15 protein-coding genes and 1 riboswitch are annotated in these 15,515 nt (G+C 58.4%); of the genes, 2 read left to right on the plus strand and 13 right to left on the minus strand.

The window, feature by feature from the left end; translation table 11 throughout:
- Window positions 1-14 precede the first annotated feature (14 nt).
- Window positions 15-1,058, plus strand: coding sequence for a signal peptide peptidase SppA (gene sppA, locus ACQRA4_RS00220; protein ID WP_427821064.1), 1,044 nt, complete (start codon window positions 15-17; stop codon window positions 1,056-1,058).
- Between the two features lie 167 nt (window positions 1,059-1,225).
- Here sppA and ACQRA4_RS00225 read toward each other — a convergent pair whose 3' ends face one another.
- Window positions 1,226-2,935 (minus strand): 30S ribosomal protein S1, encoded by a 1,710-nt coding sequence (locus tag ACQRA4_RS00225; protein WP_427821065.1) that lies wholly within the window; start codon window positions 2,933-2,935, stop codon window positions 1,226-1,228.
- 167 nt (window positions 2,936-3,102) lie between these two features.
- A riboswitch (cobalamin riboswitch) is annotated at window positions 3,103-3,335 on the plus strand.
- A gap of 49 nt (window positions 3,336-3,384) precedes the next feature.
- On the opposite strand from ACQRA4_RS00225, the gene ACQRA4_RS00230 reads away from it, so the two are divergent.
- Window positions 3,385-4,293, plus strand: coding sequence for a sirohydrochlorin cobaltochelatase (locus tag ACQRA4_RS00230; RefSeq protein ID WP_427821066.1), 909 nt, complete (start codon window positions 3,385-3,387; stop codon window positions 4,291-4,293).
- 94 nt (window positions 4,294-4,387) lie between these two features.
- Here ACQRA4_RS00230 and ACQRA4_RS00235 read toward each other — a convergent pair whose 3' ends face one another.
- Genes ACQRA4_RS00235 through ACQRA4_RS00290 form a run of 12 tightly spaced genes read right to left on the minus strand, consistent with a single transcriptional unit; the run spans window position 4,388 to window position 15,505 of the window.
- Entirely contained in the window at window positions 4,388-5,677 is a 1,290-nt protein-coding gene (locus ACQRA4_RS00235; protein ID WP_427821067.1) for a phenylacetate--CoA ligase family protein, read from the minus strand.
- Between the two features lie 32 nt (window positions 5,678-5,709).
- A complete protein-coding gene (locus ACQRA4_RS00240) occupies window positions 5,710-7,329 on the minus strand; it encodes a hypothetical protein (protein WP_427821068.1) in 1,620 nt (539 codons plus the stop codon).
- A gap of 5 nt (window positions 7,330-7,334) precedes the next feature.
- Window positions 7,335-8,474, minus strand: coding sequence for a dTDP-4-amino-4,6-dideoxygalactose transaminase (gene rffA, locus ACQRA4_RS00245; protein ID WP_427821069.1), 1,140 nt, complete (start codon window positions 8,472-8,474; stop codon window positions 7,335-7,337).
- Window positions 8,475-8,488: 14 nt separating this feature from the next.
- Window positions 8,489-8,920, minus strand: a complete 432-nt coding sequence (locus tag ACQRA4_RS00250) for a GtrA family protein (RefSeq protein WP_427821070.1) — start codon at window positions 8,918-8,920, stop codon at window positions 8,489-8,491.
- 20 nt (window positions 8,921-8,940) lie between these two features.
- Window positions 8,941-10,485: an AMP-binding protein gene (locus tag ACQRA4_RS00255; RefSeq protein WP_427821071.1), complete on the minus strand. Its 1,545-nt coding sequence runs from the start codon at window positions 10,483-10,485 to the stop codon at window positions 8,941-8,943.
- A gap of 2 nt (window positions 10,486-10,487) precedes the next feature.
- Window positions 10,488-11,276 (minus strand): GNAT family N-acetyltransferase, encoded by a 789-nt coding sequence (locus ACQRA4_RS00260; RefSeq protein ID WP_427821072.1) that lies wholly within the window; start codon window positions 11,274-11,276, stop codon window positions 10,488-10,490.
- The gene (locus ACQRA4_RS00265; protein ID WP_427821073.1) at window positions 11,276-12,016 is read right to left on the minus strand and encodes an SDR family oxidoreductase; all 741 of its coding nucleotides are present in this window, start codon (window positions 12,014-12,016) and stop codon (window positions 11,276-11,278) included. Before ACQRA4_RS00265 ends, ACQRA4_RS00260 begins: the two co-directional genes overlap by 1 nt.
- Entirely contained in the window at window positions 12,006-12,245 is a 240-nt protein-coding gene (locus ACQRA4_RS00270; protein WP_427821074.1) for an acyl carrier protein, read from the minus strand. The genes ACQRA4_RS00265 and ACQRA4_RS00270 overlap by 11 nt, the downstream gene beginning before the upstream one ends.
- 1 nt (window position 12,246) lies before the next feature.
- Window positions 12,247-12,918 (minus strand): acetyltransferase, encoded by a 672-nt coding sequence (locus ACQRA4_RS00275; protein WP_427821075.1) that lies wholly within the window; start codon window positions 12,916-12,918, stop codon window positions 12,247-12,249.
- Window positions 12,919-12,957: 39 nt separating this feature from the next.
- A complete protein-coding gene (locus ACQRA4_RS00280; RefSeq protein WP_427821076.1) occupies window positions 12,958-13,893 on the minus strand; it encodes a hypothetical protein in 936 nt (311 codons plus the stop codon).
- Window positions 13,875-14,816, minus strand: a complete 942-nt coding sequence (locus tag ACQRA4_RS00285; RefSeq protein WP_427821077.1) for a glycosyltransferase family 2 protein — start codon at window positions 14,814-14,816, stop codon at window positions 13,875-13,877. Before ACQRA4_RS00285 ends, ACQRA4_RS00280 begins: the two co-directional genes overlap by 19 nt.
- Entirely contained in the window at window positions 14,813-15,505 is a 693-nt protein-coding gene (locus ACQRA4_RS00290) for a WbqC family protein (RefSeq protein WP_427821078.1), read from the minus strand. The genes ACQRA4_RS00285 and ACQRA4_RS00290 overlap by 4 nt, the downstream gene beginning before the upstream one ends.
- Window positions 15,506-15,515: the final 10 nt, after the last annotated feature.

The following is a 15,515-nucleotide window of genomic DNA, read 5'->3' on the forward strand; positions in this document are numbered from 1 at the left end:
GCTAATCCATAGGGATGAACAACGAAAATTTTGCCTTAACCCCCGATACGACAGAGCCGGCGGCCCGGAACGACCAGCCCGCCGGAAACGGCATTCCTCAGGCCGTTGCCTGCGCCGCGGCATGCCCCCTGGCCCGGATACCGGCCTCCGTCTGGCAAAGCCTGCTGCGCCGCCCTTTCCGCAAGCGGCATCCCTTCATCTTCTGGTTGCTGGCGCCGGCCCTGATACTGGCCGCCGCCGCGGCCTTTCTCTGCGGTGAGAGCGGCCAGGCGGCGTTCGGCGGCGGCGACCGCCTGGCCCTGGTTGCGCTGCGCGGCCCCATCATGGACGTGGCCCCCACCCTGGCCTGGATTCGCAAAATCGAGCATGACCCCCATGTGAAGGGCGTGCTGCTGCGGGTGGATTCCCCCGGCGGCGGGGCCGCCGCCTCGCAGGAAGTGTACGACGCGCTGGCCCGGCTGGCCCGAAAACGCCCTGTCGCGGCAAGCATGGGTTCCATGGCCGCCTCAGGCGGGCTGATGGTCAGCATGGCCGGACGGCGTATCTTCGCCAACCCCTCCACTGTCACCGGCTCCATCGGCGTGCGCATGGACATTCCGCAACTTCAGGGCCTGCTGGGCAAAATCGGTGTGGGGCAGGAAACCCTGACCACCGCGCCATACAAGAATGCGGGCTCTTACCTGCGCCCGCTCTCGCCCGAAGACAGGGCCTATTTTGAAGGCGTGCTCAAGGACATGCACGAACAGTTTGTGGACATCGTGGCCTCCGGTCGGAAGATGCCGCGCGAACGGGCCGCGCGACTGGCCAGCGGCAAGATTTTTACCGGTCGGGAGGCCCTGAGCCTGGGGCTGGTAGACGAGCTGGGCGGTCAGGACGCGGCCTTGCTCTGGCTGGCGGAGCAAACCGGCGTGCCCGCAAGCCGCAGGCTGCTGACCCGGCCCAGGGAAGACTCCTGGCTGACGGCGAGCCTCAAATCCTGGTTCGGCCTGGATATTTCGGCCCTTGCGGCCACCGCCGGCGTTGACTGGCGCGCGCCGGTCTTTCTGTACCAGTTCTGACGGCGCGGCGTCACGCCGCCAAGCCGCCGCCGAGTACAGCCACGCGAGCAAAAAAGGCGTCCGCAGGGACGCCCTTTTTGCTTAACGCGGTTTTTCGCTCACTCGCGGCGGCTACGCCGCCGCAAAACCCGCAAGGGTTTTGGAGTGTCCACTTTTGCGGGTAAACACTAGCTGTTTTCGCTTTCCTCAAACTTCTGCTTGAGCAGATCGCCCAGGCTCTGCCCCGCCTCCTGCGGGCCGGCATGAAATTCCTTGGGCTTGCGGCGTTCCTCCTCATCCTTGATCTGCTTGATGGAGAGGCCCAGGCGGCGCTCTTCGGCGCTGACATGGATGACCTTGGCCTGAATTTCCTGGCCTTCCTTATAAATTTCCGCCGGGGTCTTGACCTTTTTGCCGGACAGTTCGGAAACATGCACCAAACCTTCGATGCCCTCTTCAACTTCCACAAAAAGGCCGAAGTCGGTGATGTTGGTCACCACGCCCTTGACGGTGCAGCCCACGGGATAGGCATCCGGCACATGGCCCCAGGGGTCGTCCACCAGCTGCTTGACGCCCAGGGTGAACTTTTCGTTTTCCTGATCCACGGTGAGCACCTTGGCCTGCACGGTGTCGCCCACCTTGTACAGCTCGTTGGGATGCCGCACCTTCTTGGTCCAGGAGATGTCCGACACATGAATGAGACCGTCAATGCCGTCCTCAATGCCGATGAACATGCCGAATTCGGTGATGTTCTTGATGACGCCCTCAAGAATGGTGCCTTCGGGATATCTCTCGGCCACCAGCTCCCACGGATTGGGGCGAACCTGTTTCATGCCCAGGCTGATGCGCTTCTTTTCGCCGTCCACGCCCAGGATGACCACTTCCACCTCATCGCCGGTGTGCACCATCTGGGAAGGATGGCGCAGCTTCCGCGTCCAGGACATTTCGGAAATGTGCACCAGACCTTCCACGCCGGGTTCCAGCTCCACAAACGCGCCGTAATCCACCAGATTGGTGACCTTGCCGGTACACTTGGCCCCCTCGGGGAAGCGGGCGGAAATATCCTGCCAGGGATCGGGCACCAGTTGCTTGAGGCCCAGGGAGACCTTGTTGTTCTCACGGTCAAAGGAAAGCACCTTGAGGGTCAGTTCCTGCCCCATGGTGATCATTTCCTTGGGATGGCGGATGCGCTTCCAGCTCATGTCCGTGATGTGCAGCAGACCGTCCAGGCCGCCGAGATCCACGAACACGCCGTATTCGGTGATGTTTTTGGCCTTGCCCTGGACAATCTGGCCCTCTTCCAGGGTGCGCAGCAAATCCTGCCGCTTGGAATCGCGCTCCTCTTCCAGCAGCACGCGGCGGGACACGATGACGTTGCTGCGGCGGCGGTTGATCTTGAGCACGCGAAATTCAAATTCCTGATTGACAAGGGCGTCCATGTCCGGCACGGGCCGCAAATCCACATGGGAACCGGGCAAAAACGCCTCCACCCCGCCGATGTCCACCGTATAGCCGCCCTTGATGCGGCGCACGATGTGGCCCTTGATGACCCTGTTGTTTTCCTGCACGTCTTCAAGCTGGTCGAAGACCTGCATGCGCTTGGCCTTTTCAAAGGAGAGGGTGATGGTGCCGTCCATTTCGTTCTTGCGCACCACATAAACGTCCACCCGGTCGCCCACCTTGACGATCATGTTGCCGGCGGGGTCGCGAAATTCGGCCGCGGGGATCTGCCCCTCGGACTTGAAATTCACGTCCACCAGCACGTTGTCGTCATCCACGCGGACGATTTCGCCTTTGGTGATGGAGCCTTCCTCAAGGTCGCCAAAATCGGGATTGAGATAGTTTTCGAGGGCGCTTTCGAAATTGATTTCGTCGTGCCCGGTTTCCTTGTCTGCCATCTGCCATGCCTCCAAATAATTTCCCCTCACTGGGAGAGTGGGAAAAACTATCAGAGCGCCGGGAAAAGCACAAGCAAAATTGTCCGCCGCGACATTGCCGAAGATGCCGCCCGCCGTGACGCGGCCCGCCTGAAAACGGCCCCAGCCGGCTTGACTTTTGCGGCGCCCTGTTGTCCTCTGCCGTCTGTAGCGGGGAATTCCGTGCAAATCGGAAACAGTCGCGCTGCGGTAAGAGGGTACAGAGCTTCTTCGCCCCCGAAAGGCTTTCGGCGGGCGCGACAGCCAGCCGTGCACGCGGTGAAGGCGAAGCCGAGGCGCGGGGCCGTTGTCCCGAAATTTCGCGGAACGCCGGCCCCCATATCCCTCAAGTCCGAATACCCGCCGGCGGAACGCCACTCGCGTCGCCGCCATCTCCCGTCACCTTTCAACGCATGATTGAGGAGGCAGCCATGTTTTGTACCCTGCGCAAATTTCCACGCTTTTTGCCGCTTTTTCTGCTTCTGCTGGCTTTTGCGGCCGCGCCCGCCCAGGCGGCTGAGCAAAAGGCCCCCAAGGAAGGCGTGCTGCTGGCGGCTTTCGGCACCAGCGTGCCCGAAGCCCTGCCCGCGTTCAAGGCCGTGGACGCGAGCTTCAGGGCCGCATTTCCGAACAGCCCCGTGGTCTGGGCCTACACCTCGCAGATCATCCGCCGCAAGCTGGCCAGTCAGGGCCAGCCCGCGGGCGGCATCAGCGACGGGCTGGCCGCGCTTGCCAGAGAGGGCGTAAAAGTGGTGCGCGTGCAGTCCCTGCATGTGATGGCCGGCGAGGAATTCACGGCGCTGGAGCGGGCGGTGCTGCTCGACCTGCGAAAGCATCCCGGTCGCTTTGAGGCCGTTTATCTGGGGCGCCCCCTGCTGGAATCGCGTCAGGACGCCCAGGGCGTTTCCAGGGCCGTGCTGGCGGGCATGGACAAACGCCGGCGGGACGAGGCCGTGGCGCTCATGGCCCACGGTCAGGCCCACGGACGGGCGGATCTGGTTTTTGAGGGCACGCGGGCCCTGTTTAAGGAAAGCGACCCTCTGGTCTTCATGGCCACGGTGGAAGGCGCGCGCGGCTTTGACGACCTGCTGGCCGAACTTAAGGCCCGCAAGGTCAGAAAAGTCTGGCTGCAGCCCCTGATGGTGGTGGCCGGGGATCACGCCCGCAATGACCTGGCCGGGGCGGAGGAAGACTCCTGGGCGTCCAGGCTCAGGGCCGCCGGATTTCAGGTGGAGGTCAACCTCAGGGGCCTGGGCGAACTGCCCGGCGTATGCCATGTCTTTGTGGCCCACGCCAGGGAAAATCTGGACGATCTGACCAGGGAGCCCAAAAAGCGGTAAGGGCCGTCCGCAAGGGCCGTTCGCTTTTTTCCAAAGAAGCGGACGGCCTTTTTCACAGCGGCGCGCGACATGCCCGTAAAGTCCGGCCGCGCTCTCAGCGCCTGTCCACAATGCGCTTGGACTTGCTGAAGGTGCGCGGCAGGCTGGCGTAATCGGCCACCCGCACCTCCATACGCGCCAGGATGGCCTTGTGCAGCCGTCGCTCCACCTCCCCGGCCAGAGCCTCGTCGCCGCCGGCGTGCCGCGCCTGGGCGCGCTCCACAGTCAGAAGCAGATGATCCAGAGAGCGCTCGTCCCTGGTCAGCTCGATCTGATATTCGCCGCCCAGTTCGGGGAAGCGGCCGATGACCTCCATGATCTGGCCGGGGTAGATATTCACGCCCCGGTAGATGATCATGTCGTCCGAACGGCCGAGAATGCGGTCGTGCCGGGGCATGTTCAGGCCGCAGGAGCAGCGGCCCGGCAGCAGGCGGGTCAGGTCATGGGTGCGGTAGCGCAGCAGGGGCGCGGCCTCCTTGCGCAGACTGGTGACCACCATTTCACCCACTTCGCCTTCGGGCACGGGCTGGAGAGTGTCCGGGTTCAGCACTTCAATGATGAAAAGATCCGCCCAGTAGTGCAGGCCCTCGTGCGCGTCGCAGTCCATAGCCGTGCCAGGCCCGTACATTTCAGTCATACCCGCGATGTCGTAGCTGCCTTCCAGGCCCAGCTTGCTCTCAATGGCCTGGCGCATCTTTTCGCTGCGCGTCTCGGCCCCGCAGATCATTTTGCGCAGGCGTATATGGTCGCGCAGGCCGGCGCGCTCCACTTCCTCGGCCAGCAGCAGGGCCATGGAGGCCGTGGCGCCAAAGCAGGTGGCGCCCATGTCCCTGAGCAGCTGCAAGTGCATTTCCAGGTTGCCCGGCCCCACGGGGATGGTCAGCATGCCAAACAGCTCGCTGCCCAGCTGAAAGCCCGCGCCGGCGGTCCACAGGCCGTAGCCTGTGGCCACCTGCATGCGGTCTTCCACCGTGAGCCCGGCCAGCTCGTAGCAACGGGCCATCTGAAGGCTGAACGTCTCGATGTCGGCACGGCTGTAAGCCAGAATCTTGCGCTTGCCCGTGGTGCCGCTGGAAGCGTGAATGCGCGTCACCTCTTTTTCCGGCACGCAGAGCAGCGGCAGAGGATAGCCCTCGCGCAGGTCTTCCACATCCACAGTGGGCAGCAGACGCAAATCGTCCAGGCCGCGGATATCCTCGGCCCGCGCGCCGCACGCGTCCAAGCGCGCCCGATACTGCGGCGAGTTGCGGGCCTGTCGCAGGGTATAGCGCAGACCGTCCAGCTGAATCTGCCTGATCTGCTCGTCCGTGAGCCGGGGGATAAAGCGATGGTCGCGACCGGACATGGGCTCTCCTTGATTTTCTTGCGTTGTCCGCCTTATGTCCCCTGCGGCAAAGCCCTGTCAATACGCTCTGCCGGTGGCGGAACCGCCCTGGCGTAGACGGCGCAGCCGATCCAGCCGTAATTTTTCTTCCTGTCTATGGGAATTTCAGCCACGCGGACATAAAGGCCGCTCTTTTCGACCGCATCATGCAATGCTTCTGTAAAAACAGCCGAATGCTCGTCATGGGTTTCGCCAATCACCAGGACATCAGGAGGATTCTCGCGCAATGCTCTCTCAAAACGCGACGGATCATAGCCCGTCAGAATGAACGTACGGCTCAGGTCGCTCATGGCCGGGCTGGAAGGGAGCGCCCCTGTCACGGGATAGAGAAAATACATGAAGCCGCTGACGCTCAGGCTTCCATTGGGCGGCAAAACCCTGCCGACAGCGCGCCCGGCCAGCAGGGTGTTGGATTCTGGAATATAGCTCTCCGGCCAGACGGGGGAAGGAAAGGCGCGCAACACGTCCAGCGTCATGCGCGCCTGCGCCGCCCCGGGCAAGGCCACAAGCATAACGCCCCAGGCCAGACACAAGGCGACGGCGCCGCCCCGTCGCAGACGGGGAGAAACGCGCAGAACCCCGCCCCAGGTGAGGGCGCACAAGCCCGCGCAGCCCGGCAGAGCAACCGCGAAGTGGTAAACGAATCCGATTTTGCTCAACGGCTCCAGCAAGGGCAGCAGCGCCAGCGTCAGCCAGAACCACCCCCGCCCGCGCGCGCCCCTGGCCGTTTGACGCCAGAACAATATTGCCGCGCCGACTGTCAGAAGCAGCAAAGGCCAGAATGCCCGCAACGCCTCCTGCCCGTTGCTGACGAATTTGTGCCAGGTGCGCCCGGCTTCCGGCCCAAAAATGGCTCCGGCCTGTATATAGGACTGAATCAGCTCGGTCACGCCGCCACGCAGCAAAACCGTCAGCGCTAGCAGCAGAAGCCCGCCGCACAGTCCGCCCGCGACATAACGCCAAAAAGCGCGGGGGCCGCGCCCCAACCAGACGGCCGCGGAGCCCGCCACGGCGAAAACGGCAAAAGGCTCGCGCAGCAAGACGCCTAGGGCGGTCAGCGCCCCCGCGACGAACCAGCGCGGGCTGCGCGGGTTCTGCTCCCGCGCCTGATCCAGCGCCAGAAACAGGGGAATGTACGCGGCAAAAATACTGTTCTTGAAGCCGGCCTGAATGACCGCCGGCGCATTCATGGCCGTGAGAAAGGCCAGCGCCAGCAGCATGCCCCCCACCGCGCTGCCGCTTTCGCGTTCCAGCAGGCGGCAGAACAGCCACCCGGCCCAGGCGGCCGCCAGCATATCCGCCAGACGCAGCCAGATAAGCGCATTCCCCGGCAGGGCGCACAACCAGGAAAGCAGCAGAGGGTACAGCATGAAACCCCCGGCGTCGGGCGCCCCCCGCCCCTGGGCCAGACTTTGATGGATGAACTGAGCCCAGTACGCGTAAAAACCTTCGTCCATGTATGGGAAGGAACCCAGAAAAAGCATTCTGGGGCAAATCGTGCTGGCGAACACCACCAGCAGCCTCCACCTCCACAGATGAAGCCGGCAGGCCTCTTGCCCGGCGCACAGGGCAGCTTGCCCCGTTGCGGAAAAGCGCGCGCTGTCGTGTGACATGGGAATCAGCGGCGCAATGCCGTGGACAGCGTTTCGACAACCTTTTCCTGTGCGGCGCGCGGCAAGCCATACCAGAGAGGAAGACGAATCAGGCGGACCGACAGGCTGTCGGTCCGGCTCATGGCGCCATGAGCGCGTCCGTAGCGCCGCCCGGCGGGCGCGGAATGCAACGGCACATAATGAAAGACCGCGTGGACGCCCTGTTTTTTGAGTTCATCCAGCACCGGCTGTCGGTCAATGCCCGGCGCAAGCAGAATATAGTACATATGGGCGTTGTGAAGACAATGGGCCGGAATTGACGGTCTGCGCAGGAGACCTTCTTTTTCCAGAGGTTCCAGCATGTCGTGGTACCGTCGCCAGCGCGCCATGCGGTTTTCGGTAATCTCGCCGGCCTCTTCCAGTTGCGCCCACAGAAAGGCGGCAATGAGTTCGCCCGGCAGGTAGGAGGAACCCGCCTCCTGCCAGGTGTATTTATCCACTTCTCCACGAAAGAAACGGCTGCGGTCAGTGCCTTTTTCACGAATGATCTCGGCGCGCTGCGCCATTTCAGGATCATTGACCAGCAGCGCGCCCCCCTCGCCGGAAATGACGTTTTTAGTTTCATGAAAGCTGTACGCGCCCAAATGGCCGATGCCGCCCAGCGCCCGCCCCTTGTAGGTGGACATGAAGCCCTGGGCCGCATCCTCCACAACCTTGAGGGCATGGCGTTGCGCGATGTCCATGATGGCGTCCATTTCGCATCCGACGCCCGCATAATGCACGGGCGCGATGGCGCGGGTGCGCGGAGTGACGGCGTCCTCAATAAGCCTTTCATCAATGTTCAGCGTATCCTCGCGGATGTCCACAAACACGGGCACGCCGCCGCGCAGCGCCACGGCATTGGCGGTGGAGACAAACGTATAGGACGGCATGATCACTTCATCGCCGGGCCGGATATCCAGCAACAGGGCCTGCATTTCCAGAGCCGCCGTGCAGGAATGGGTCAGCAGGGCCTTGCGGCAGCCGCTCAGTTTTTCCAGCCAGTGATGACAGCGCTTGGTGTACGGGCCGTCTCCGGCCAGTTTGCCGTTAAAATGGGCCTCGGCGATATAATAGAGTTCCTTGCCGGTCATGTGCGGCCAGTTGAAAGGAATATGCTCGGGCATGTGACGGCCTCCGGTTAAGACGATTGCCGGGCCGACGCGGGCCGGGTCGCAAACACGTAGAATTTGAGCGCCAGAAACAAAAAGACGGCGCAGACGAAGATGGCCGCGAGCTGCACAAGCTGGTGCGGATAGCCGAACCTGTCCACACAGACATAAAGCATGCCCAGATTGATGCCGTAACTGCAGGCGTGAGCCAGCAAAAACCGCCCCCCCGCGCCTGCCGCGCCGCCTTTATGATCAAACGTATACTTTTTGTTGCCCAAAAAAGAAACCAGCATGGCAAGCGGATAAGATACGCCTACCACCAGCTTGGGGTCCGCGCCCAGCCATGTGAAAAAAAGATAAACGCCGTATCCCACGGCATTCTGGGCAACGCCCACAATGCCGTAACGCATGAGCTGGCGCAGGGAGCGCCCGCCCGACAGGCGGCACGGCAATTTCGCCATGGAGAAGGACATCTTTGCCATCAGCGGACAGCCAGCTTTTTCAACGCCTGGCGATCCACCTTGCCATTGGCGTTTTTGGGCAGGGACTCCATAAGGTTCAGACGGCTCGGAATCATGTAGGAAGGCAGGATTTCCCCCAGGCGACGCAACAGGGTTTTGTCGTCTTCGCCCCCCTCATAGGCGACAAAGCCAAAAATTTTGCCGTAAGCGTCAGCCTGTCGAAGGTAGACGGCCGCAGCCTGACTTACACCCGGCAGACGCATGAGACCGCTCTCGATTTCTTCCAACTCGATGCGATAGCCCATATGCTTAATCTGATTATCCCTGCGGCCCTGAAAATAGAGCTTGCCGTCCACTTCACAGACAAGATCGCCCGTGCGATAGGCCCGCTTCATAAAGCGCCGGGGCTCGTTCAGGGTCAGAAACGCGGCAGATGTGCGCTCCGCGTCATTAAAATAGCCTGCCGACACATTGGGCCCCGCCAGCACAAGCTCGCCTTCCGTCCCTCTGTTGCCGTCCGCGCCTTCAATGAAATAATCGAAATTCTGATTCAGCCGTCCCAGGGGGGGCAGTCCTTTCAGATCCTCAAAGTCCGCGTCGCCCAGCCGGTATGCGCTGCAAATGCAGGTGCATTCAGTGGGCCCATAGACATTGACGATACACGCCTGCGGCGCGAAAAGATCATAGAGTTTTTTCAACTCCGCTTTGGGGTAGCCTTCGCCGCCAAAAGAAATAGAGCGCAAGGCGGGCAGAAAACGGGGCTGCATGGCTTTCATGGCCATGACATAGATGAGCAGCGAGGGCACGGAAAACCAGACCGTGCAGGCCATTTTCCCCACATGCGCCACAAGATCATAAGGTTTGGCCAGCAGTTCGCGAGGCACCGGGGCCAGGGATGCCCCGGAAAAGAGCGCTATGTAGAAATCAAAGACGGAATTGTCAAAATACATGGGGCTGAGATTGGCGAAAATATCCTTCTCGCACACTTCAAAACAGCGGGCTCCCCATTGGATGAAGTGCAAAATATTCTGATGCGTCACAGCCACGCCCTTGGGCACGCCTGTGGAACCGGAGGTAAACATAATATACGCCAGGGTGGAGCCGTCCACATCCCGGGTGCGGGTATGCAGTTCCTCCAACTGCCCGGCGTCGCATTCCGGCAATATCGCCTCGTCAAGGAAAAGACAGGGCACGCCGCACTCTTCGGCCAGACGACGCATGGCCTCTTCATAAAAGGCGTCATCATAGAAAAGCAGGCGCGGCTGGGCCGTGGCCATGATTTTTGCCGTGCGGGCTACCGGCGAAGCCGCGTCGATAATCACATACGGGACGCCAAGGCGCAGAGCCGCCAGCATCAGCGCATACGACAACGGATGCTTGTTATGGGCGATAGCTATGACATCGCCGCGCCCACAGCCCTTCCGCATCAGCACTGCCGCCAGACGGCGGGCAATGTCGGTCAGCCGGTCATAGGCATACTGACTGTCGACATAGCGCAGAGCGACGTTCTGTCCCCAGCGGGCCGCCGCTTCATCACAGAGAGTTCCAAGATTGTAGTGATGCATGGCTACCTGGCGATGGTAAAAAATTCATACGGCGCGGCGCAGTCCAGAAAACCCAAGCGCTCACGCAAGGCCATCGAACCGGCGTTATTGGTGAAACAGTCCCATAACGGCTCCACGCCATGAGCCAGGCAATCATCCACAAAGCGAACGGCAGCCATCATGGCAAATCCTTTACCGCGATATTCAGGCCGTGTAAAAATATCGACTTCCGCCCTGCCGTTTTCCAAGGCCGCGGCATAGCAAATCGCCGCAGCTTCACCGGCATGACAGATCACCTGTGCGCGGGCATGCGCTACGAAGGCTGCGGCGTTAGGCCAGAAACGCGACACCAGGCCAAATGCACTCTCCACGCGACTCACAGTTTCTGTTGTCACGGACAATACGACACAGTCCGCAGCACTCCTGGACAACAGGCGCGCGCGGGTCTCTGCATAGACTTCTGTGCGCAGGAAAAAACGCTGACGCTCGGCGCGAACTGCCTGCATTGGTTCACAGATATGAAAAGCCGGGAGTAGCGGCGTGTACAATCGCACTTTTGGGGCGGCAAACGCCTTGTCGATCAATAAATATTTTTGCAGCTCCGCCTCAAAACCAGGCGTCGATTCACCTAAAAGCTGGGCGAAACCAAAAGCGTGCTCCACATAGATTTGCCGAGGCGCTTCCACACTGTCAGCATATGCCGCGCCACATTGCGCGCCGGACAACACGGCGGCAATCAGAGGGAAAAAGGCGCTATTCGCGGCATACGCGGTATAGGCTCTGGCACGAGCTTCCAGAGAAAGAGCAAACATCAAAAGCTCAAACCTCCGTTCACATCCAGCACCGCGCCATTGATGAAATCATTTTCAGCCAGCGCGCATACAGCCAGCGCCACTTCCTGCGCTTCGCCCAAACGACGCAGCGGCGTGCTGCTCACAATGTGCTTAATATGCGCATCCTGCAGAGCCGCATAGGTCGACGGCGTGCCGATGAAGCCCGGAGCCACGGCATTGCAGCGGATGCCGAGACGCCCCAGCTCCTTGGACCAGGTGACGGTCATGGCATTGACGCCCGCCTTGGCGGCAGCGTAACTGGTCTGCCCCTCGTTGCCGCGCGCGCTGATGGAGCTGATGTTGACGACACAGCCGCGCGTGCGACGGCGCACCATCTGCTCCACCACAGCCGACGTGACGATAAAGACGGAATCCAGATTGATTTTCACATCTTCACGAAAGCTGTCATAGGAAAGCATCATCTGATCGGGCGACATGATATTTACAAAAGGCGCGCTCACGATGCGGCCCGCGCAATTGACCAGCAGATGAATGGCCCCGTATTCTTCCGCCACATCAGCCGCGACCCTGCGGGCCTGATCGGGATTGGCAACATCCAGCAGAGTGCGCCCGAAGCTTTCGGGCAATTCCGCCAACGCCTCCGGGTTACAGTCCGCTGCTACGACACGGGCTCCGCGCTCCGCCAGCATGTCGGCAATGGAGCGACCGAGGCCGCCGCAGCCGCCCGTGACCAAGGCCACGCTTCCGCTAATCTTCAAGATGCGCTCCTTTGTCACGCAGAACCTGCGCAATGGCCGCCACCGAAGTCATGGCCACGATATCCTGGATATCCAAGGTCAGCTCATAGGCGCGTTCCAGCGACATGACCAAATCCATCTGCTTGAGGGAGTCCCAGCTCTCCACATCGTCCTTGACGGTTTCAGGCGTGATTTCCGATTCGCGCACGCCAAAAACATCCGCCAGCAGGCTCTGCAATTCTTTATCCATTCTACACTCCGAAATATTGGGCATATTCCTCAGCCGTGCAGCGGAACGGCTCGCCAGAACGGGCCAGATGCACGGCATTGGGTTTGGTGCATTTGGAGATGAAGGCGGCTCCGCCCACGATATTGCGCTCGCCCACCTCCACCTTGTTGGCGATGGCGGCGTTGACGCCCACGAATGAACCGCGCCCCACCCTGGCCATGCCCGAAACCACAGCCCCGGCGGCCAACCAGCAGTGATCTTCCACCGCGGCATCATGAGCCACTACCACATTGCCCCAGATCAGGCAGTCCGCTCCCACGGTCGCCCCCGGCTCAATGAGCGCGCCGGGCATGATCAGGCTCCCCTCGCCCAGTGGATTCTTGGTAAGCACGTTGGCCCTGGGATGAACATACGTTTCCATGACGTACCCCAAGGCTTTAAGACGCTCAAACATGCCCTGGCGCACCGCATTTACCTGATCATAGCCTGCGGCCATGATGACACGGACTTCCGCCGGAGAAAAGCGCTCGACCACGCTTGATATCCCCACGCAAGGCACGGCGGTAAAGCTGCCGGATGCCGCGTAGGCGTCATCCACCACACAGCCGACAACAGCATATCGGATATCATCCTCAAGATACGCATAAATAATATGAGCGGTAACGGCATTCCCCGCCAGAATAATTTTTTGCATATATTGTTCTCACTGTATAAATTATAGCGATATCGCGCATTACGCATCTTCAAGTACGGCAATACCAAATCCTGTCTTGCCGTATCCATTGCCATTATAAAGCATATACCGTCTTTCTTTATAATCAAATACATATGGATAGCATATCATCTCACTATCCCAGCCGCTTTTCGAAACATCAAAAGAGCGCATTTTCTCATCCATACGCGTCCAATACACCCCGTCTGCGGATTCTGCATAGCCAATACGATAGGTGGCTATGCCGGGCTGAGCACGGTATGAATACCACATTTTATAGTCGCCAGGCCCATCTTTGAGAACACGCGGAGTTGAAATAGCGTACTCATCTCTGTTTTTAAATTCAATAACAGGCTCTTTTTTCCGATTCCAGTTGATACCATCCTGTGACTCCGCGTAACGAATATTATAAAAATGCTCCGGCTTTTGCTCACCTTCTCGCAACTTCCACTCAAGACAAGACAGATACCACGTTCTGAACAAACCATTCTCAAACATGACATCGTTAACAGCCACAAACTGGAAATCATTTTTATCTCTATCAATAACTGCGCCCTTAAAAGGTTTTGTAAAGGTCTTACCTCCATCATGGCTTTCAGCAAGGCCAATGGCACAAGTAAATGGAATTTTTACATGAATGTTCCAGCCACAGAAATAAAGCAATTTTCTCCCGTCGACATTGACGATACAACAAGGAGTCACTCCGTTATCGTCAAAAGCGCCGAGATTTTCTCCAAAATCTAAAATGGGCGTATGCTCTATCTGCTCAATAGCCAAGGATGACATGTTCAACTTCGCTCTGAAGATGCGCTCCCTGTTCGTTTCATCCCGTGAACCAAAATAAACTGCGTAGATATCGCCCTCAAGATGATCAAGCACGGGAATACGGGCATATCCACGCATGAGCGGCGATAGATTATCCGGAGCAAAAAGGCAACCTAATTTTTTCCATCGCATGATGGGTACCTCAATACTTGGCGTATAACGACATAGGGGCGGGCCTTAACCTCTTCAAAAATTTTAGAGAGATATATTCCTATAGTTCCAAGAGCCATCATAGTAAGCCCAAAAAACAGACTGGTGATGACAAAAAGACTGGTCCATCCTTCCACCGTAGTTCCCATTAGAATACGACGCGCCACAAGAAAAGTTAGTATAAAAAATGAAATAAGCATAGTAGCTCCGCCAAACCAGAAAAAGAAATAGAGAGGCTTAGCACTAAAACTTGTTATAGAATCAACACATTGGGCAAGTTTACGCCTAAACGTATATGTAGTAGTGGGCTTACTTTTTTTGACACAGAGCACTGGAACCTGAGAAAAACCAGTGAGAGCGATAAGCCCTCCCAAAAAAATAGTGCGCTCCTGATGTTTCAGCAGCGCGTCAGCAAATCGACGGGTCATCAGTTTTGCAATAATAGTATTTTTGGGAATAGTAGTATGAGACAATACATTGAAGAGACCATAAAACAATCCGCCGCTCCACCGCTCAAACCAGCCGCCTTTACGGCTTTTTTGAACACCGTACACAAGATCGACAGCCTGCTTTTCCATGGTACGCCAAAATGCATGCAAGAGCTCTGGTTCTTCCTCAAGGTCTACGTCAATGACAAATACCTTTTCTCCGAAGGTCTGGCCAACACCCGCCATGATGGCTTTATGATGACCAAAATTACGCGACAGATCCACCACCACCATATGCGGATCGCTCTTTGTCAGGGCAATGGCCACATCCACGGCATTATCCGGCGAACCGTCATTAACCATGACAATTTCATAATCCTCACCCACAAGCTGCCGCGCGACGGCGGACACCCTGCGATGAAACTCTTCCACATAAGGCGCGGAACAATACAAGGTGGTGACAATGGAAAGCTTCATTCCACATACCTCATATAACGCGAACTATTTTTACCGCAGTTAAAAAGGAGGTCAAGAATACTCACAAAATGCGTAAATTCCCCCCAGAGCTGGGGATACTCGGGATACCCTTCATAATCGAACCATGTCAGTTTAATGCCGCAGTCTGTAAAAATCTGTTCGTCAATATAATCCTTTGCAGCGGGACCGGAAACATATTCCGTACCGCCGGCCTGCCGGCAGAGATCGGCCAGGCGCTTGGTTTTACCGTCAGCAAGCGTATAATCCCAAGAGTTGCTGATTTTGGTATGAATGCTCAGATAACGGCATATGGCTTCCAGTAAAGTTCGGTTGAGTATGGAAATATGGCTATAGATTCTATCCATATAGAGGGGTTCCAGCCATTTTTGGATTTCCTTAAAATACGGTGCTCTGGCGTAGTGTTGCGCGAGACTTTTCCAATGTGTTGCGGCCCAAGAGAAACCATCAATTTCTGTATCCCGAATTTTTTGAAAATACTGTCCTTTTACTTTGACCGGAACCGTCAGCCAGACCGTGCCCTGCGGTGTTTTTATTTTGTTGCGGTTGCGCCAGTCGCGCCGGGTATACTGCATGTCATCATATAAAATAAATTCGTCCACAGCGGCTATCATGTCAAAATAGCCTTTCCATGGAATATAGTTTGACTGAAGAATGGCAACTTTTTTCATACACCCGGCT

It is taken from the genome of Desulfovibrio sp. SGI.169 (assembly GCF_050313595.1).
In the GTDB taxonomy this organism is placed as follows: domain Bacteria; phylum Desulfobacterota; class Desulfovibrionia; order Desulfovibrionales; family Desulfovibrionaceae; genus Desulfovibrio.